Origin of the sequence: Gimesia benthica, from assembly GCF_009720525.1 — a bacterium.
In the GTDB taxonomy this organism is placed as follows: Bacteria; Planctomycetota; Planctomycetia; order Planctomycetales; family Planctomycetaceae; genus Gimesia; species Gimesia benthica.
On the sequence record NZ_CP043930.1, the window covers coordinates 2,316,972 to 2,334,798 of the forward strand.

Here is a 17,827-nt window from a genome sequence, read left to right on the forward strand (position 1 = left end):
GAAAGGGCAGGCGGGTGAGACAATTATAAGCCACACTGCACATAATTCAAGTACCAGCAGAAACTCTTTTATTTTTCATAATTTACCACAGTCGGATCCCCGGGTCCGACTTCCCGGCGGGTTCGTTGTGTCCGTCCGCCGGTTCTGTTATTTCATACGTAAGTCTACGTCAGGGAATTCAAAAAATTCCACCAAAATCCGGGGAATCGCTACGAAATTTTTGCTGATATGAATGGCACAAAAATGGATCAGATCGAAAAAAAGTGGGAATTCTGGATCGATGTAGGCGGCACCTTCACAGACTGTATTGCCCGCTCTCCCCGGAATGAGTTCATCCCCTTTAAGACTCTTAGTTCGGGTATCACGAAAGGTCGTATACAGGAAATCCCTGATCCCACGATCATTATCGATCCTTCCCGGCAGGGTGACCCGGCAGACTTCTGGCAGGAATACCAGATCGTATTTCTGAATGAAGCGGGACAGCCCGTGCATTCGGCACAAGTAACTTCCTTTGACACCACCACCGGTTCCCTGCAATTCACCCCCAGCCTGCCTGAGTCTGTTTCCGTCTCATCCGGCTATGAACTTTCATCCGGCGAAGAAGCACCGGTTCTCGCTATTCGCTGGATTCTCGGCCTCAAGAAAACCGAACCGATTTCCAATGTCATTGTGAAACTCGGCACGACACGCGGCACCAATGCTCTGCTCACCCGTAACGGTGCCCGCACCGCTTTCATCACCACCCGGGGCTTCGCAGATGTGCTCCTGATCGGCAATCAGGATCGCCCCCGGCTATTCGATCTCGTGATCCAGAAACCGGAGCCCCTGTTCGAAAGCACGGTCGAAATCAACGAGCGAATCGACTCTGAGGGAAGTGTTCTGCAGCCCCCTGACCCGCAAATCATCCGCCAGCAGTTAGCAGAACTCAAAGCAACCGGTGTCGAATCACTGGCGATCTGCCTGCTGCATTCTTTTGCCAACCCGGAGCATGAAGAACTCGTCGCCCGACTCGCAGAAGAAGCAGGCTTTGATGAAATCAGTATTTCCAGCCGGCTTTCGCCCCTCATCAAAATCGTCTCCCGCGGCGATACGACGGTTATGGATGCCTACCTGAATCCGATCCTCAAAGACTACATCAAGAAGCTCCGCACTCCCCTGGAAAATTGCGAACTTAAACTGATGACCTCCGCCGGTGGTCTGGTTGACGCTTCGCATTTCGTCGGCAAGGACAGTATCCTCTCGGGCCCCGCTGGAGGTGTGATTGGTTATTCCCGCGTCGCTGAAATCGCAGGTTTTCCCCGTTCGATCGGCTTCGACATGGGAGGTACCAGCACCGATGTCTCTCGCTTTGATGGCGTTTATGAGCGGGAATTCGAAACCCGTAAAGCAGGCGTGCGGATTGTTGCCCCGATGCTGAGTATCGAAACTGTCGCAGCCGGTGGGGGAAGTATCTGCGGATTTGACGGCATCAAGCTCCACGTCGGCCCCGCCAGTGCAGGCGCGGATCCGGGCCCTGCCTGCTATGGACGAGGTGGCCCCCTGACGGTGACTGACCTGAATCTTTTCCTCGGAAAGATTCTTCCAAGCCGATTTCCGTTTGCTCTCGATCATGGTGCTGTCGAGCAGCGTCTGACGGCGCTCTGCGAGGAAATCGCTGACTCCCCGATGGGCAAAACATACACTCCTCTCGAACTGGCTGAGGGGTTCCTGCAGATCGCGAATGCCAACATGGTACGTGCGATCCGCAACATCTCCGTAGCCCGTGGTTACGATCCTGCAGACTACGTGCTGGTCAGTTTTGGCGGCGCCGGTTCTCAACATGCGTGTGCCATCGCCCGTTCTCTGGGAATTCATGAAGTACTGATCCATCCTTACTCCGGTATTCTCAGTGCCTTTGGTATCGGTCAGGCCGATGTACGCCGTTTTGGTCAGCAGTCAGTTCTTGAGACCTGGTCAGATGAATTACAGCAGGAACTGCAGAACCGCTTTTCAGCGCTCGACCAAAGCGTTTACGATGAAGTCCGCGCGGAAGGCATCCCTCCGGAACGGATCAAAGCCCCCGAGCATTCCCTTGAGATGCGTTACCTTGGCACCGACGCCACGATTCAGGTTCGTTGTCAGCAGGGACTGGATGAGCGGACGCAGTTCGAACAGGAACATCAGCGACTCTATGGCTACAAACACACGGCGCGAGAAATTGAGGTTACTGCACTCCGTACCGAAATAGTCGGACTGATGGAAGAGCCCCATTTACCCGCCAAGGAGCCGGTTTCGCGTACCCCTCAACCTGTCGAAACCACAACAGCCTACTTTCAGGGACAGGCCCAGGAGACCGCCGTTTATCTAAGGGAGGACCTGCAGCCCGGCGATCAGCTCGCAGGCCCCGCGATCATCTGTGAAGCGATCTCGACAGTAATCATCGATCCCGGCTTCACTGCAGAGATTCTGTCCCGCGGAGAAACGTTGATGCGGGAGACCTCACCGCAGTCAGGCGGCCATGCGGATATCAGCACCGAAGCCGATCCGGTCATGCTGGAAATCTTCAACAACCTGTTCGCGTCCATCGCCGAGCAGATGGGAATCACCCTGCAGAAAACATCAATTTCCACCAACGTCAAAGAGAGACTGGACTTCAGTTGCGCGGTCTTCTCCGCAACGGGAGACCTCGTCGTAAATGCGCCACATATCCCCGTTCACCTGGGAGCCATGAGTGAAACGGTAAAGCGGATCATCGCCGATAATCCGGACCTGGGACCGGGCGATGTGTTCGTGACCAACGATCCGTATCGAGGTGGTTCCCATCTGCCCGACGTAACGGTGATCACTCCCGTGCATCATCCGGAAAGCGGAGAACTCGTATTTTTTACTGCCAGCCGCGCACATCATGCAGAGATCGGTGGAATTGTTCCCGGCAGTATGCCCCCCTTCTCTAAGACACTGGCCGATGAAGGTGTGCTGATTCGAAACTTCAAACTGGTCGACCATGGCACCTCCCGTGAAGCTGAACTCCGCGATCTGTTGCTTTCTGGCGAACATCCTTCGCGTTCGGTGGCTGATAACCTGTCGGATGTCTCCGCGCAGGTTGCGGCTAATAATTGTGGTGTCACATTACTGAATGATCTAGTGCATCGTTATTCCCTGCCGGTCGTCCAAGCTTACATGAAACACATTCAGCAGGCTGCCACCGAAAAGATGCAGCTCGCACTCACTGCGATTGAAGACGGCGACTATTCGTTTACCGATCATCTTGATAATGGTGCGCCGCTCTGTGTGAAAATCTCGATCCAGGGGAGTCGTGCTGTTGTCGACTTCACAGGTACTGGACCGGTGCTGGAGACCAACCTGAATGCGAATCGCGCCATTGTGAACGCGGCTGTGCTCTATGTCTTTCGCTGCCTGATTCAGGAAGACATTCCGCTCAACAGCGGCGTACTGGCTCCGGTCGAAATCATACTGCCTGAATGCTTCCTGAATCCACCCGAACGGGATTCTCCCGCCGAATGTGCCGCGATGGTGGGAGGCAACGTCGAAACCTCGCAGCGAACCGTCGATACTCTGCTCGGAGCGTTGGGTAAAGCAGCTGCCAGCCAGGGAACGATGAATAATCTCACTTTCGGCGATGAGACCTTCGGCTACTACGAAACCATCTGCGGTGGTAGTGGCGCGACCGCAGACAGTGCTGGTACTGACGCCGTCCACACGCATATGACCAATACCCGACTGACCGATGCTGAGATTATCGAACGTCGCTATCCGGTTAGACTACATGAATTCTCGATCCGCACTGGATCTGGAGGGGCAGGTCAACACCCGGGAGGAGACGGCATCGTCCGACGGATCGAATTCCTCAAACCGCTGCGAATCTCACTGCTCTCTGAACGACGGGGCGATTACGCTCCCTTCGGCCTGGATGGTGGAGAACCGGGACAGATCGGCGAGAATCTGCTGCAGAAAGCTGGCAAGTCGACCGAGGAATCGCTGGGAGGTAAACTCTCCATTTCTGTAGATGCGGGCGATACACTGACCATCAAAACGCCAGGTGGCGGTGGTTACGGGACACCAGGCAACACACCAGCAAAGTGAATAACAGTTTGTTCACTTTGCCATGAATTAGGTGCTGCTAATTGGGTTCTCTCGTTTAATATTCGTGAGTTCTGCTTTGTGATTTCGCCCTGCAGTCGGTAAGGTAGCGCTATACCCAATTGAAACGTATCACTCATTATTTATAGAACAAAACTAAGAAGGAAGAGTACCGTGTCTCAAAACCGTCGCGCCGAAGTTGATGCCGCGTTGGCTGATGTTGATTTCGACAAGTTTGATTACCAGGTCGTCTTTGAAACCACTAAGGGAACCATTCGCATGGACCTCTATCCCGATGTGGCTCCCGGACACTGCAAGAACCTGATCGGACTGACAAAAATCGGATTCTATGACGGGATTATCTTTCACCGCGTTATTCCCGATTTCGTGATCCAGGTCGGCTGCCCCCAGGGAACAGGCACCGGTGGTCCGGGTTACACGATCGACGCGGAATTCAACAATATTCCCCATGAGACCGGCGTGCTCTCGATGGCCCGCACCAGTGACCCGAATTCCGCTGGCTCTCAGTTTTTCATCTGCCTGGGCCGTGTACCTCACCTGGACAACTCATATACTGTCTTTGGTAGAACCAGCGACAAAGAGAGCGAAGCGGTCGTACTCGAAATCGGTAATGTCGAAACCGACCACGGCGATCGCCCGCTGGATGAAGTCAAAATCACGAGTTCTGAAGTGATCGCCAAGGAAAAATAACCGCGATGAGCATTGATCGTGCTTCACTGTTAACCGGTGCGGCTGTGCGTGAAGCCTGTCGCACCGATCAGTTCTCCGGGCAGACCTCGGGGCTGGCTCCCGGGTTCGCCCAGGCGAATCTGGTGATTCTTCGTGAAGCCGAGGCAGCTCACTTTCGCGAGTTCTGTGCGAAAAATCCGAAACCCTGCCCTGTCCTGGAAGTGACGGAGGCCGGCAATCCCTGCCCGCGGCAGTCGACTCCCGACGCTGATCTCAGGACTGACCTGCCCCGCTACCGTGTCTGGGAATCGGGTGAACTGGTAGAAGAACCGACCAGCATCTCCCACCTCTGGCAAGACGACCTGGTGGCATTTCTAATTGGTTGCTCGTTCACCTTTGAAGCAGAAATGATTCGTGCAGGGCTGCCTGTCAGACACATCGATCTGGGTGTTAACGTCCCCATGTATCGCACGAATGTGCCTTGTGAATCAGCGGGGATCTTTTCCGGTCCACTGGTTGTTTCCATGCGTCCCTTTCTCCCGGCCGATGCAATTCGCGCGATCCAGATCACCGGGCGTTTCCCGGCTGTCCATGGGGAACCTGTGCATCTGGGGTTTCCTGATCAGCTGGGAATTACCGACCTGAGCCAGCCCGATTTTGGAGATCCCGTTCCGCTCCATGAGGGAGAATTACCCGTCTTCTGGGCCTGTGGTGTGACGCCGCAAACGGTGTTGATGGAAGCGAAGCCGGAATTTGCGATCACGCACAGTCCTGGCTGCATGTTCGTCACTGACTGGAAAGACGAACAACTGGCCACGCGCTAAAACGCGGGTTCAGGAGTGAGACTTCAGCTGTGTTGCAGGCTCGTCTGCTGTAGAGACTTCCGGCAGATGCAGTGATCGGATGCGAAAGTTCTCCCACAGAAGCGAATACGCGAAGCAGGGCTCTCGCTCCAGCGTGTAAGCTACAGGCTGACTTTCCCAGAAGCTCATCAGATTGCCTTGGGGAGGATTCGTATACAGTCTCTGCTTGCAGCGCGGGCAGAACGTCCCATGGGGAGTCGCTTGCGTCTCAGCAGACTGATGTTCCAGACAGATTGTCGTTGCGTGTTCGTTTCTCATAGCAGCTGAATTATACCGAGCCCGTCCGGGCACTCTCCAGTTTTTTCTTGAGCCGGCAATCAAGATTTTCAGGGAACCCGAACGGCCTCGCTTTCTCTTCTGGAAATTTGTCTGCTTGCCTGTTCCGATCAGCCACTACAGTCCTGAAAAACCGCCTGACCGTCATAACAGGCCATCGGTGGCGACCCATAGCAGGCTGTGTGTCTGATTCCGGGAGTCAATCCCCTGGAATCATCGCATCCTGGTTTCCAGTTTGGTATAACAGGGGCTCAGAATCGAACCTGCTCAGGACCGCTGTTCCGTTTAGTTCAACACAGACTCTTGGTACACAACTCATGACAATTGATCTTTCCACTCAACTGAAGGGAGTGCTCCCTCCGGTCATCACACCGCTGACGTCCGAACGCAGGCTGGATGCAGCGTCAGCAGAATCCGTCTACCGTTTCATGCTGAAACAGGGCGCGCATGGACTGTTTCTGTTCGGCACCTCAGGCGAAGGCCCCCTGCTCTGTGAACCAGATCGGGAAGAGGCCACCGAAATCGCCGTTAAAGTGGTGGATGGCAGCGTCCCGTTACTGGTGGGCGTGATTGCCCCGGGAACCGAACAGATTATCGCACAGGCCAAGGTCGCCAAAGCACAGGGTGCGGATGCAGTTGTTGTCTGCCCCCCCTTCTATTATCCGGCGAGCCAGAAAGACATGCTCGTCCACTATCGCACAATTCGGGAAGCAGTCGACATTCCGATCTTTGCTTATGACATCCCTGTCATGACGAAAATAAAAATCGAACTCGACACTCTCATGACGCTTGGCAAAGAAGGCACGATCATCGGAGTCAAAGATTCCAGCGGCGATGCCGTCGGCTTTCATCGACTTGTTGCCAGCAAGCCTCCCGGAATGAAGCTCTTCACCGGTGCGGAGATGCTGGTCCATGCCGTCATGATGGCAGGAGCTGACGGCACTGTTCCCGGTCTGGCAAACATAGGTCCTGAACTGTTCGTACAACTCTATGAAGCTGCTGCTGCAGGCAATCACCAGGAAGCGGTTCGTCTTCAGGAAGCCATCGTCAGATTGTTTGAAGTCTTCGTTTGTCCCAACGGAACCATGAATGTAGGCTACATTATCGGCTCGATGAAAACCGCACTGCGTCTCCGCGGCATCATTGAGAATGATACACTGTTCCATCCGTTCCCTGCCTGCACTCCCGAACTGATCGAGCGCACCGAAACAATTATGAAAGAAGTCGGCTGTCTCTGATAAAATCGACTCTGCCGAGTGCCTGCCATACCAACCTGAATGTGGAATGAATTGAATAAACCATGAGCGGTGTTTTAAACGAACGGGCGTGTCAGCTGACAGAACAGCTGCTGGCCAGGTCCGGCGAACTGAAAGTCTTTCCGCATGCCCTGGACAACGGCGCTATTGTCGTTGACTGCGGCATAGAGACACCGGCGGGAATACAGGCGGGCCTGCTCCTGGCAAGGATCTGTATGGCGGACCTGGGCGAAGTAAAACTGGTTTCTGGTGAACTCGACGGTCAGCCTCTCCCCTACCTGCAGGTGCAGACTGATCATGCCGTCGAATCCTGTCTCCTGAGTCAGTATGCCGGCTGGAAAATTAATGTAGGTAAATTCTTCGCTATGGGCTCCGGTCCGATGCGGGCTGCTGCCGAAGTCGAAGATCTATACCGGATTCTTGCCTTTGGTGAGTCGCCTGAGAAAACGGTCGGTGTGCTGGAATCCAATACACTGCCCGACGTCAACGTGGTCGAAAAAATTGCACAATCAACGGGCGTCGATCCGAAGAACATCATGCTTCTGGTTGCTCCCACGTCGAGCATCGCCGGTAACATTCAGGTGATTGCCCGCTCGGTAGAGACGGCCATGCATAAACTGTTTGAAAGCAAGTTTGACGTGCATCGTGTCCAGGCGAGCTTCGGTACTGCACCACTGGCTCCTGTCGCCAAAGATCACCTGACGGGCATCGGACGTACTAATGATGCGATTCTATATGGCAGTGCCGTCACACTCTGGGTGGTCGGCGACGACGAGTCGCTGCAGGAGATTGGCCCTTCGCTCCCCTCCTGTTCGGCAGCCTGTTATGGCAAACCGTTTCTGGATGTCTTCGCTGAAGCCAACCATGACTTTTATGAAATCGACCCGAGTTTCTTCAGTCCTGCCGTTGTCACGTTGCAGAACCTGGAGACCGGTAATGTCTTTCGGTTTGGCGAGATGAATCCCGATTTGCTCAAGCAGAGCTTCGGACTCTGATACAGCTACCTGTTTCCGATCCCGTTTAGCCAGGAACAAGTTTCGTGCGGATTGCCATTCTGGGAAATCAGGGAAGCTGGTACTGCCATGAGCTTCAGCAGGCTGCGGAAGCTCGCGGGCATTTGTCCTGCACACTCGAATTCCACGATCTCGCAGCCTGGCTCCCTGGTCTTTCTGCAGAGCAGTTCAACAGCTATGACGCAGATGAGTGTCAGATTGATCTCAATCGGTTTGACGCCCTGGTCATTCGCACGATGCCTCCCGGCTCGCTGGAACAGGTTATCTTTCGCATGGATTTGCTGGGGCGGCTGGAACAGGCAGGCGTAACCGTATTCAACACTCCCCGAGCCATAGAGTGCGCAGTCGATAAATATCTGACAACTTCCCGCCTATCGGCAGCGGGACTGCCTGTTCCTGCGACCGCCGTCTGTGAATCCTCAGCAGCGGCAATGCAGCGGTTCGAAGATCTGGGGGGAGACGTCGTTGTCAAACCGCTGTTTGGTTCTGAAGGACGTGGCATCTTCCGGGTCAGCGATCCCGATCTTGCTTACCGCTCATTCCGCACGCTCGAACGCACGCAGGCTGTCATCTATCTGCAGCGTTACATTTCTCACCCGGGCTACGACCTGCGAATTCTGATTCTCAATGGTTCCGTCGTTGGAGCAATCCGCAGACATAATCAGACTGATTTTCGAACCAACATTTCCCGCCAGGGACGAGCGGAAGCTTACTTGCCGACTGAGTCTGAAGTTCAACTGGCGTTGCGGGCCTGCGAACTGACCCAGGCCGAATTTGCGGGCGTTGATCTGTTGACTCCCGTCGATGCACCTGAGAACCGTTACCTGCTCGAAGTCAATGCGGTACCAGGCTGGAGAGGACTGCAATCTGCCACAAATGTGAATGTGGCTGCACTGGTGATTGAATATCTGGAACAGAAACGAAACAATGCAGGTGCCAGCCAGACCTGATTTACGATTTCATCTCTATCACAGCTAACAATAAAGATTCAAAACCATGGAACTCAATTCTCTACTCGACGCATTACAGGCCCATCTTCCCGAAATCCTCCGCTGGTCCGGTGCGATCGCGAAACGCCTGCGAAATTTCAATATCGCTGTCGAGAATAAATCATCGGGCAGTGCCCTCACTGACGCCCTGACTCTGGCTGATCTGACATTGCAGGAATTGATTGTCGCTGCTTTACGGGATCGCGATCCGATTTTTCGTGAGTGTCGCATCGAAGCTGAAGAGAAAACCGGCGACCTGGATCGCTTCTCAGAGGACTCTCCCTACGTACTCTCGATCGATCCGATTGATGGCACTAAACAGTATCGTGATAAAACAGCCAACGGTTACTGTGTCATGGTTCATCTGCGCGATAGTGAAACGGTCCATTATTCGCTGGTTTATATTCCGGAAACCGCAGAACAGGGCACCTGGGTAGAAGCAGTACACAAAAAAGTGATTTGTGGTCCAGATGACCTGAGCCGTCCCGCCCGGGAAGTGCTGGATGCGATGCCTGCCATTGATCCTCAGACACGCCCCGATTCACCACGCATCTACCTGATCGGCTTCCAGGATAAAGACACATCGAACGCCCGACTGGTGACGGAAACCGGACTGGAAGGAGTCCCACCGGATGAAATGCCAGGCAGTATCTATGACCACCTGGCAACTGGAGCCTTTGGCGGTTCGCTGATCCACACTCCGAATGTCTACGACTTTCCCGTCTCACTGCACATCGCCCGCATCCTGGGTGGCGATGCGGTCTGGGTACACAATGGCGAGCCGGTTAACTTTCACGAGCACTGGCTCGACGATCGGGCAGACATGCTGCGTCTGCCCGGTATCACGGCCTGCAGCGCCAATCCAGAGACGTTAAAAACACTCTGTGAACTGGCAAAAGACTGGAGCCAGGTCCGATATCAGGACTGAGTTGTGGTAGAAACGGCATCTACTGTAAGATCTTCAGCAGCTTCCAGCGGTTTAGTCGCTTCGACAATAATTCCGCCCAGCTTCAGGAACTGATGGATCGGTGTAAACCAGTGCTGCTCTTTCCAGGGCAGCCCTGTCTCTTCGAAGGCCTGCTGGAGTTCAATCCGATTATAGGTTTTGCACTTCCAGGTTGCACTGTTGAGCATTCCGGACAGACGATCTTCAGTCGCCATCAGAAACAGGCTACCACCGGGCTGCAGAACACGGTGAATTTCTGACAGGCCATGACGGGGATCCGTCAAGTATTCCAGCACCCAGCCACAGGTAACGCAATCAAAAGATTCATCCTGAAATGGCAGACAGGTCAAATCTGCTGAAAGATAATCCGGACGTGGACTCCCCATACGAGTTCGCGCCCGTTTCAGCATCTGGTGTGATAGATCGCAGGCGACTAATCTTGCTTCGGGATGCGTTTCCCGCAGCAGATGTCCCAGAATCTGTCCGGCTCCAGCGCCGATATCCAGGATATTCCGAAACTCGGTCACATCGAAACGACGAGTTTTGAGAATCCTCCCTACCAGGGGATCATGCAGTGACAGCTTACTGGCCAGATAGAGCACTGCTCCTGCCGGACCGTCATATAATTTCCGAGCGGTCGACTGAAACTGGTTTTGGTCCAATTCAGAAGCACCACGAAATTCGATCAGTGAGCGAATCGATTGTTTGAGGCGTTGCCGCTTTGGATTATTTTTTTGGGGAGAACTTAATGGAGCCATAGTGCACTGTGCTTGTGAAACCGGAAGGAATGCTGTTTAGAGCAGATGCAGGACTGAAACAGTCCCCCATCCTAACAAGGGGCCCTGGTTAACGCGTCAGGTATTCCTGATTTCTTAAAAATCACGTAAGAACACTTTTTACGCAAGCGTTATAAACTTCCTAATGATAATACCTTAAGAGAGTCAATTATTCCAGCAGCTTGATCAATCGAATTGCGCCGGTTATGATCAAGAGCATTGGGACAGATTCAAATCAGTATTTCCTAAGCAGTTAGACCTGAATCGTGATTCGTCGCGGGATCGAAAATCTTACTTTTTTTGACCGTTGAATTGCGCCGCAAAACAATTTCTGCAGAAAATCTAAGGCTTAAATTGTTCAATGACCGAACGGATCAATTTAAAACAGACTGACGATATCCGTGATGTGATCCATCTGGCAGTCCAGTACCTGGCTAAAGGCGAATTAGTTGCATTTCCAACGGCAACCGCTTATGTGATTGCAGGACAGGCTTTGAGTCCGGATGTCATGCAAAAACTTAAACATCTTGCCGGAAATGAAGATCCGCTGGTGCTCTGTGTCAAAGATTTTGATGAAGCACAGGATTATCTCCCGGAAATGCCTCCGATTGCCCGCAAACTCTCAAAACGCTGCTGGCCCGGCCCGATCGTACTGGAACTCGATCGCCCCGGCCCTGACACACTGTTCTCTGAGCTGCCCGCCGAAGTTCAGCAGCAGATCTGCCCTGCAGAGCGTATCCGACTGCGTGCCCCGGCACATGAGATTATTTTTCAGACCATGCGGCTCTCTCCTTCACCACTGGTTCTACTGAATGAAGACGCTCGTTTTCAGACAGCAGACGCCGTGACGGAGGCGTTCGGAGACCAGATCGCCCTGGTTATTGATGATGGCCCATCCCGCTTCGGAGATCAGTCTACCCTGGTCTCAATCAAGGATAACCAATGGAGCATTCTCCAACCGGGCGTCGTCACAGATACAACACTGAAACGACTTTCCAGTGAAATTTACCTGTTTGTCTGCACAGGAAACACCTGCCGCAGTCCGATGGCTGAAGGCCTGTTCCGAAAACTGCTCTCTGATAAACTGGGCTGTCAGGAAGATGAACTGTCGGACCGTGGCTATATTGTCGCCTCAGCGGGACTCGCAGCTGCAATGGGAGCCCCTCCCAGCCCCGAAGGCGTCTCGATTCTGGCTGAACAGGGCATTGATATTCAGGCTCATGAAAGTCAACCACTGACCGAACGCCTACTTGACCAGTCCGATCATCTTTATACGATGACACAAGGACATCGATCCGCGATTCTCGCGGAACGCCCCGACCTGGCAGAAACCGTCAGATTACTCTCGCCCAATGGGAAAGATATCTCGGACCCGATCGGTGGAGGCTATCAGTGCTACGTAGACTGTAAACAAGAAATAGAGAACTGTTTAAAGACGATTGTCACTCAACTCCATCTCCCTGAGTGAAAATTGAGCGAACTGAATTCCCCCCCGCCTGAGTTCTCGTTTTTACGATAAAATATACCTAACATCAGCAGGTACTCGCTTGCTATAATAGATTAGTAATCATTAACCTTACCTTTATGAAGATACTGTTAACTCTGCACCCGCGAGCTCATTTCACGCACGGTGAATAGAGTCTCAGTCTGGCCAGCGATTCTGTTAGCCAGGCGTCCTGAGCTCATCAGCCTGCCATAATCCGATTGGTGCTGTATGGAACCTGTGCAGAGGGCTCTCTTTTTTTGATCATCCAAATATCAAAGAGTTTCGATGAAAATTGCAGTTGCCAGCGATCACCGGGGATTCTCCACCAAAGCCAAAATCCTCACACTCCTTAACCAGTTGGGGCATGTCGCTTACGATTACGGCCCGGAAGATGGAGAGTGCGTCGACTACCCTGACTATGCAGTGAAAGTGGCAAAAGCCATCGGCGACAAGTCCATAGATCGGGGAATTCTGATCTGTGGTACCGGCATGGGCATGTGCATCGTAGCCAACAAATTTCCGGGAGTCCGGGCAACACCGTGCCACGACGACATCACTGCTCAAATGAGCCGCCTGCATAACGATTCTAATGTTCTTTGCCTTTCAGCCGACCTGCTGGGAGACCGACTCGTCAATCGCATGGTAGAAATCTGGCTCAAGGAAGAATTTGAAGGGGGCCGGCACGCACGTCGACTGGAAAAACTCCACAAGGTCGAAGAAGAAACCATGCACCCTCACGAAGAAGCCTAGGCAGCGCAGCGACAGGGTTTTTACAGGCTCTGCTTGCGCCCATCGCCAGTGTCCATACGACCTTCGGAAATCACCATCCTGCAGCAGGTTTCACCTGTGAAACTCTTCCGCGGCCTCAGCAAGATAGTCCTCAGTAGTCATAGAATTTCCCTCACTGAATCCTTTTCAAATGGATCAAATCTCTGTATCGTCAACAGAGAGATATCAGGGATTTTTTGACCTCTTTTTTCCAGATTTCCGCTGTTCAATCTCTGGGAAAAAGAACTTACACAGAGGGTTTTACGATCATGGATCAGGCCAATTTAAAATTTACTAAAACTCACGAATGGGTCGGCGTTGAAGGCGAACTGGCAACAGTAGGAATCACGGATTTCGCCGTCAATCAGTTAACCGACCTGGTCTATATTGACCTGCCTGCAGTCGGCTCAACCTGCGAAGCGGGAAAAGTTTTCGGCGAAGTCGAGAGCGTCAAAGCAGTCAGTGACCTCTACTCACCCGTCAGTGGAGAAATTGCAGAAGTCAACGAATCACTGGTTGATGATCAGGCTCCGCTTTCTGACGATCCGTTTGGCACCGGTTGGATTACTAAAATCAAAATGTCCAACCCGGCTGAGCTCGAACAATTCATGGACGCAGACGAATACAAAAAATTCTGCGAATCTGAAGCGCACTGAGAGTTGCTCTGCCACCGACGAACTTCCTGTATTCCACTGCGGCAGGCTGAAATAGACAGCCTGCCTGTCGGATCATGATTTCGTGGCAAAATGGAAAAAACACATTACCAATATATTTAGCGCTACTATAAACCCTCGGGCTGAAGCTTCAGCCATCGTCACCCTCTACATTTATGATTGAGTGAACCGTGTCTTATCTCTTCAACACACCAGAACAGCAGCAACAGATGCTGCAGACTATCGGCGTCGACTCACTGGAAGCCCTGTTCGCGACCATTCCCTCAGACCTGCGACTGGATCGCCCTCTGGATCTCCCCCCTGCTCTGACAGAAATGGAACTGCAGAAGCATTTCTCTAATCTGGCCAGTCAGAATGTCGGTCCCGGAGACCGCGTCTGCATGCTGGGCGGTGGAGCCTATGACCATTTTGTGCCGGCGGCCGTCGATGAAATTGCCCGTCGGGGTGAATTTTACACCGCTTACACACCTTATCAGGCGGAAGCCAGTCAGGGAAGCCTGCAGACCTTCTTCGAATTCCAGTCTCTCATCTGCCAGCTCACCGGCATGGATGTTTCCAATGCGAGCCTGTATGAGGGGGGAACCTGTGTCAGTGAAGCCGCCTTCATGGCGATGCGGGTCACGAATCGACACAATCGGGTTGTCCTGCTTGGATCATTGCACCCGGAATATCGACAGGTCGTGGAAACCTATCTGAAACACCTCAACTGCGAAGTGGTGATCGTTCCCTGCAAAGACGGTTCTGTCGATCCTGCCGACGTCGACGCAGCCATGGATGATCAGACCGCTTGCCTGGTCATTCAACATCCCAACTTCTTCGGTACTCTGGAAGAAGCTGCTGAGCTGACCGAAATTGCACATCGCTACGGAGCACTCTCTGTAGTCTCCTACGATCCAATCAGCCTTGGAATCCTGAGTCGTCCTGGCGACTATGGAACCGATATCGCGATTGCCGAAGGTCAGTCACTGGGCACCCCTCTGCAATTTGGTGGCCCCTATCTGGGCCTGTTCTCCTGCAGTGAGAAATTCGTCCGCCGCATGCCTGGTCGCCTGATCGGCCAGACGGTCGACCGTAACGGTAAACGCTGCTATGTTTTAAATCTCCAGGCACGCGAGCAGCATATTCGTCGCGACAAAGCAACCAGTAACATCTGCAGTAACCAGGGGCTGATTGCAATCCGGGCTGCCGTCTATCTTTCCCTGCTGGGCAAACAGGGAATCCGGGAAGTCGCTGAACTTTCCTGCCAGAAAGCTCACTACGCAGCAGACCAACTCACAAGTGTTGAAGGCATTGAACTGCTCTTCCCAGAGCGTCCTTTCTTCAAAGAGTTTGCCGTCAGCTGTTCCGAAGGAGCTGACTATCTGCTGCGAAAAGCTCGTCAGGCAGGCTTCGATCTGGGACCGGAGCTTTCCCGCTTTACCTTTGAAAATAATCCAGAAAGCTATCAGACAGCCGTACTGGTAGCGATCACAGAACAGCGCACCCGGGAAGAAATCGACCGCCTGGTGACCGCACTCAAGGCATAAACGCGACGCTCGACTCCCCGTTCACCGTTTCAATCGTCAAATATTTCGAAGCGATAACTACTACCATGCGAAACAAACTGGCCACTCAATCTTTATTTGCTCTCTCTCAGCCCGGACGTCGCGGTGCACAGTTTCCTGCTGCAGATGTTCCAGTCAAACCGCTTGAGGAGCTGATCCCCGCGCAGGCGCTGGCCACCGAACCCACAGGGTTACCTGAAGTCACCGAATCTGATGTGATTCGGCACTTTGTCAATCTCTCCACCTTAAACATGTGTGTGGACACTCACTTTTATCCGCTGGGCAGTTGTACGATGAAATACAACCCCAAGCGCCATGAACGACTTTCCAGTCTGCCCGGTATCGTCGACCTGCATCCCTACCAGAATCAGGCTGACCTGCAGGGCATGCTCGGTCTGCTTTATGAGATGCAGGAAATGCTGGCTGAAATCTCAGGACTACCTGCGGTTTCCCTGCAGCCAGCCGCTGGTGCCCAGGGAGAATTCACTGCCCTGCTGACAGCAAAAGCCTACTTTGAGGACAAAGGGGAGAAACGGACCAAGGTTCTGTTCCCCAACAGTGCTCACGGCACCAACCCGGCCAGTGCCGCAATCGCAGGCTTTGACTGCGTCCAGCTGGCCAGTAGTAAAGAGGGACTGGTCGACCTGGAAGATCTGAAATCGCATCTGGATGATCAGACCGCCGTTTTCATGGTCACCAACCCCAACACACTGGGACTGTTCGAGAAAGACATTAAACAGATCGCTCAGATGGTTCACGACGTAGGCGGCCTGGTCTACATTGATGGCGCCAACATGAACGCGATCCTGGGCTATACCCGTCCGGGAGACTTCGGCGGCGATATGATGCACTTCAATGTGCACAAAACATTTACCGGCCCTCACGGAGCAGGTGGACCGGGTTCCGGCCCGATCGCCGTTCGTGATTTCCTGGCTGACTTCCTGCCCGGCCCCGTCATCGGCCATGATGCTTCCGCTGAGGAAGGGGAAGCATACCAGCTTGTAACACCATCCAAATCAATCGGCCGTGTTCGCTCCTTCTGCGGCAACATCGGGATCCTGGTACGGGGCTACTGCTATCTGCGCACACTGGGTGCAGCAGGGTTAAAAGCGGTTTCTGAAAATGCGGTCTTGAATGCGAACTACCTCAAGGCCCTGCTCAAAGACGTGCTGCCTGTTCCCAATGGCGATCTGTGTATGCATGAGTTCGTGGCCTCCGCGTCCAAGAGCAAAGCAGCCAACGGTATCACAGCCATGGATATCGCTAAGCGGCTGCTCGATTTTGGATTCCATGCCCCCACAGTCTACTTCCCACTGGTAGTGCCGGAAGCCATCATGGTTGAGCCGACCGAAACGGAATCCAAAGAGACTCTGGATGCCTTCGCTGAGACGATTGTTAAAATCCTCCAGGAAGATCCCGAGTTCCTACATCAGGCTCCGCACTCTACAGACGTAAGTCGACCAGACGAAGTGGTAGCGGCGCGTAATCCGATCCTCCAATGCTGCGAGTCTGAATAACAAAACGACCCGCTTGTTGAATTCCTGATATGAACTGCTTCCCGGCATGACAGCTTCTCATCTTCCAGATCACTGTCGACTGCTGAATGAACCAGCTCCCCAGCCGGGAAGCTGGAATATGGCTGTGGATGAATCCCTGCTGGAATCAGCCGTGTCAGATCAAGTCTGTTCGCTCCGCTGGTACCGCTGGGATCAGGCAACGATCTCTCTGGGTTACTTTCAGCAGAATGACGGCGACGCCCAACAGGGGCCCTGGGAAGGACTACCCCGTGTCCGTCGTCTTTCAGGCGGGGGTGCGATTTTACATCACCATGAGCTTACCTACTCATTTACAGTACCCGCCAATCACCCTCTTGCGAAGTCACCACCAGAGCTATATGTCGCCATCCACCAGCCTCTGATCGACGTACTGGCGGCACACGGTCTGAATGTAGAATTCCGGGGAGTTTCCTTCCGTTCCGCCTCAGAACCCTTTCTCTGTTTTGGACGTGGAGATGAAAGGGATCTGGTCTACCAGGGTCAGAAAATACTGGGGAGTGCACAGCGACGACGGCGCGGGGCCATCGTTCAGCATGGCAGCCTGCTCCTGTTGACTTCAGAGTACGCTCCTGAATTTCCGGGACTGTTGAATCTGGTTGAGCAACCCGGTCGCTATAGTGAAAAATTGCTCAATGCGCTCACCATAGACTTCTCACAGGCAATTTCTACAGCATTAAAATTACCGCTCCAGTCTGGAAACCTGACTGACGAAGAATCCCTGCGAGCCCGTACACTGGAAAAAGAAAAATATTCACAAGACAGCTGGACCAGCCGGAAAAAACAGGTTTAGAGGTTGAGAATTCAGCAGTTACTAAAATCAAGCAAAATCGATACGTTATTAATAAATTATTTACGTGTTGGATGCAGGATTGATACTTGTTGACATACCGTCAAATCCCTGATAGCGTTA

15 protein-coding genes are annotated in these 17,827 nt (G+C 53.1%); 13 read left to right on the top strand and 2 right to left on the bottom strand.

Going from position 1 to position 17,827, the window contains the following annotated elements; genetic code table 11:
- Nucleotides 1–243: 243 nt before the first annotated feature.
- The 3 genes from F1728_RS08750 (at nt 244) to F1728_RS08760 (ending at nt 5,594) form a co-directional block, all read left to right on the top strand.
- Nucleotides 244–4,083 carry a hydantoinase B/oxoprolinase family protein gene (locus tag F1728_RS08750; RefSeq protein ID WP_228030567.1) on the top strand — a complete coding sequence of 1,280 codons (3,840 nt, stop codon included), beginning with the start codon at nt 244–246 and terminating at the stop codon, nt 4,081–4,083.
- A gap of 171 nt (nt 4,084–4,254) precedes the next feature.
- Nucleotides 4,255–4,791 (top strand): peptidylprolyl isomerase, encoded by a 537-nt coding sequence (locus tag F1728_RS08755; RefSeq protein WP_155363786.1) that lies wholly within the window; start codon nt 4,255–4,257, stop codon nt 4,789–4,791.
- Nucleotides 4,792–4,796: 5 nt separating this feature from the next.
- Entirely contained in the window at nt 4,797–5,594 is a 798-nt protein-coding gene (locus tag F1728_RS08760) for a putative hydro-lyase (RefSeq protein WP_155363787.1), read from the top strand.
- 9 nt (nt 5,595–5,603) lie between these two features.
- Here F1728_RS08760 and F1728_RS08765 read toward each other — a convergent pair whose 3' ends face one another.
- The gene (locus tag F1728_RS08765; protein WP_155363788.1) at nt 5,604–5,891 is read right to left on the bottom strand and encodes a hypothetical protein; all 288 of its coding nucleotides are present in this window, start codon (nt 5,889–5,891) and stop codon (nt 5,604–5,606) included.
- Between the two features lie 335 nt (nt 5,892–6,226).
- Here F1728_RS08765 and F1728_RS08770 point away from each other — a divergent pair, with 335 nt between their 5' ends.
- The 4 genes from F1728_RS08770 (at nt 6,227) to F1728_RS08785 (ending at nt 10,095) form a co-directional block, all read left to right on the top strand.
- Complete coding sequence (locus tag F1728_RS08770) at nt 6,227–7,147, top strand: dihydrodipicolinate synthase family protein (protein WP_155363789.1); 921 nt, start codon at nt 6,227–6,229, stop codon at nt 7,145–7,147.
- A gap of 62 nt (nt 7,148–7,209) precedes the next feature.
- Nucleotides 7,210–8,160 (top strand): methenyltetrahydromethanopterin cyclohydrolase, encoded by a 951-nt coding sequence (gene mch / locus F1728_RS08775; protein WP_155363790.1) that lies wholly within the window; start codon nt 7,210–7,212, stop codon nt 8,158–8,160.
- A gap of 44 nt (nt 8,161–8,204) precedes the next feature.
- On the top strand, nt 8,205–9,128 hold the full coding sequence (locus F1728_RS08780) for an ATP-grasp domain-containing protein (protein WP_155363791.1): 924 nt from the start codon (nt 8,205–8,207) through the stop codon (nt 9,126–9,128).
- Nucleotides 9,129–9,174: 46 nt separating this feature from the next.
- On the top strand, nt 9,175–10,095 hold the full coding sequence (locus F1728_RS08785) for an inositol monophosphatase family protein (protein WP_155363792.1): 921 nt from the start codon (nt 9,175–9,177) through the stop codon (nt 10,093–10,095).
- On the opposite strand, the gene F1728_RS08790 is transcribed toward F1728_RS08785, so the two are convergent.
- The gene (locus F1728_RS08790; protein ID WP_155363793.1) at nt 10,086–10,871 is read right to left on the bottom strand and encodes a class I SAM-dependent methyltransferase; all 786 of its coding nucleotides are present in this window, start codon (nt 10,869–10,871) and stop codon (nt 10,086–10,088) included. The genes F1728_RS08785 and F1728_RS08790 overlap by 10 nt on opposite strands.
- 379 nt (nt 10,872–11,250) lie before the next feature.
- Here F1728_RS08790 and F1728_RS08795 point away from each other — a divergent pair, with 379 nt between their 5' ends.
- The 6 genes from F1728_RS08795 (at nt 11,251) to F1728_RS08820 (ending at nt 17,707) form a co-directional block, all read left to right on the top strand.
- Complete coding sequence (locus F1728_RS08795; protein WP_155363794.1) at nt 11,251–12,357, top strand: arsenate reductase/protein-tyrosine-phosphatase family protein; 1,107 nt, start codon at nt 11,251–11,253, stop codon at nt 12,355–12,357.
- Nucleotides 12,358–12,660: 303 nt separating this feature from the next.
- Nucleotides 12,661–13,125: a ribose 5-phosphate isomerase B gene (gene rpiB, locus F1728_RS08800; RefSeq protein WP_145181247.1), complete on the top strand. Its 465-nt coding sequence runs from the start codon at nt 12,661–12,663 to the stop codon at nt 13,123–13,125.
- A 287-nt stretch (nt 13,126–13,412) separates the two neighbouring features.
- A complete protein-coding gene (gene gcvH / locus F1728_RS08805) occupies nt 13,413–13,799 on the top strand; it encodes a glycine cleavage system protein GcvH (protein WP_145037415.1) in 387 nt (128 codons plus the stop codon).
- 188 nt (nt 13,800–13,987) lie between these two features.
- Entirely contained in the window at nt 13,988–15,343 is a 1,356-nt protein-coding gene (gcvPA, locus tag F1728_RS08810) for an aminomethyl-transferring glycine dehydrogenase subunit GcvPA (protein ID WP_155363795.1), read from the top strand.
- 65 nt (nt 15,344–15,408) lie between these two features.
- Complete coding sequence (gene gcvPB / locus F1728_RS08815; RefSeq protein WP_155363796.1) at nt 15,409–16,878, top strand: aminomethyl-transferring glycine dehydrogenase subunit GcvPB; 1,470 nt, start codon at nt 15,409–15,411, stop codon at nt 16,876–16,878.
- 118 nt (nt 16,879–16,996) lie between these two features.
- Nucleotides 16,997–17,707, top strand: a complete 711-nt coding sequence (locus F1728_RS08820; RefSeq protein WP_194242746.1) for a lipoate--protein ligase family protein — start codon at nt 16,997–16,999, stop codon at nt 17,705–17,707.
- Nucleotides 17,708–17,827 lie beyond the last annotated feature (120 nt).

Excerpts from the sequence above, each read along its gene's own strand:
- F1728_RS08750 (WP_228030567.1), top strand. The coding sequence starts at position 244 with ATGGATCAGATCGAAAAAAAGTGGGAATTCTGGATCGATGTAGGCGGC.
- F1728_RS08760 (WP_155363787.1), top strand. The coding sequence starts at position 4,797 with ATGAGCATTGATCGTGCTTCACTGTTAACCGGTGCGGCTGTGCGTGAA.
- F1728_RS08765 (WP_155363788.1), bottom strand. The coding sequence starts at position 5,891 with ATGAGAAACGAACACGCAACGACAATCTGTCTGGAACATCAGTCTGCT.
- F1728_RS08770 (WP_155363789.1), top strand. The coding sequence starts at position 6,227 with ATGACAATTGATCTTTCCACTCAACTGAAGGGAGTGCTCCCTCCGGTC.
- mch (WP_155363790.1), top strand. The coding sequence starts at position 7,210 with ATGAGCGGTGTTTTAAACGAACGGGCGTGTCAGCTGACAGAACAGCTG.
- F1728_RS08785 (WP_155363792.1), top strand. The coding sequence starts at position 9,175 with ATGGAACTCAATTCTCTACTCGACGCATTACAGGCCCATCTTCCCGAA.
- F1728_RS08790 (WP_155363793.1), bottom strand. The coding sequence starts at position 10,871 with ATGGCTCCATTAAGTTCTCCCCAAAAAAATAATCCAAAGCGGCAACGC.
- F1728_RS08795 (WP_155363794.1), top strand. The coding sequence starts at position 11,251 with ATGACCGAACGGATCAATTTAAAACAGACTGACGATATCCGTGATGTG.
- rpiB (WP_145181247.1), top strand. The coding sequence starts at position 12,661 with ATGAAAATTGCAGTTGCCAGCGATCACCGGGGATTCTCCACCAAAGCC.
- gcvH (WP_145037415.1), top strand. The coding sequence starts at position 13,413 with ATGGATCAGGCCAATTTAAAATTTACTAAAACTCACGAATGGGTCGGC.
- gcvPB (WP_155363796.1), top strand. The coding sequence starts at position 15,409 with ATGCGAAACAAACTGGCCACTCAATCTTTATTTGCTCTCTCTCAGCCC.
- F1728_RS08820 (WP_194242746.1), top strand. The coding sequence starts at position 16,997 with ATGGCTGTGGATGAATCCCTGCTGGAATCAGCCGTGTCAGATCAAGTC.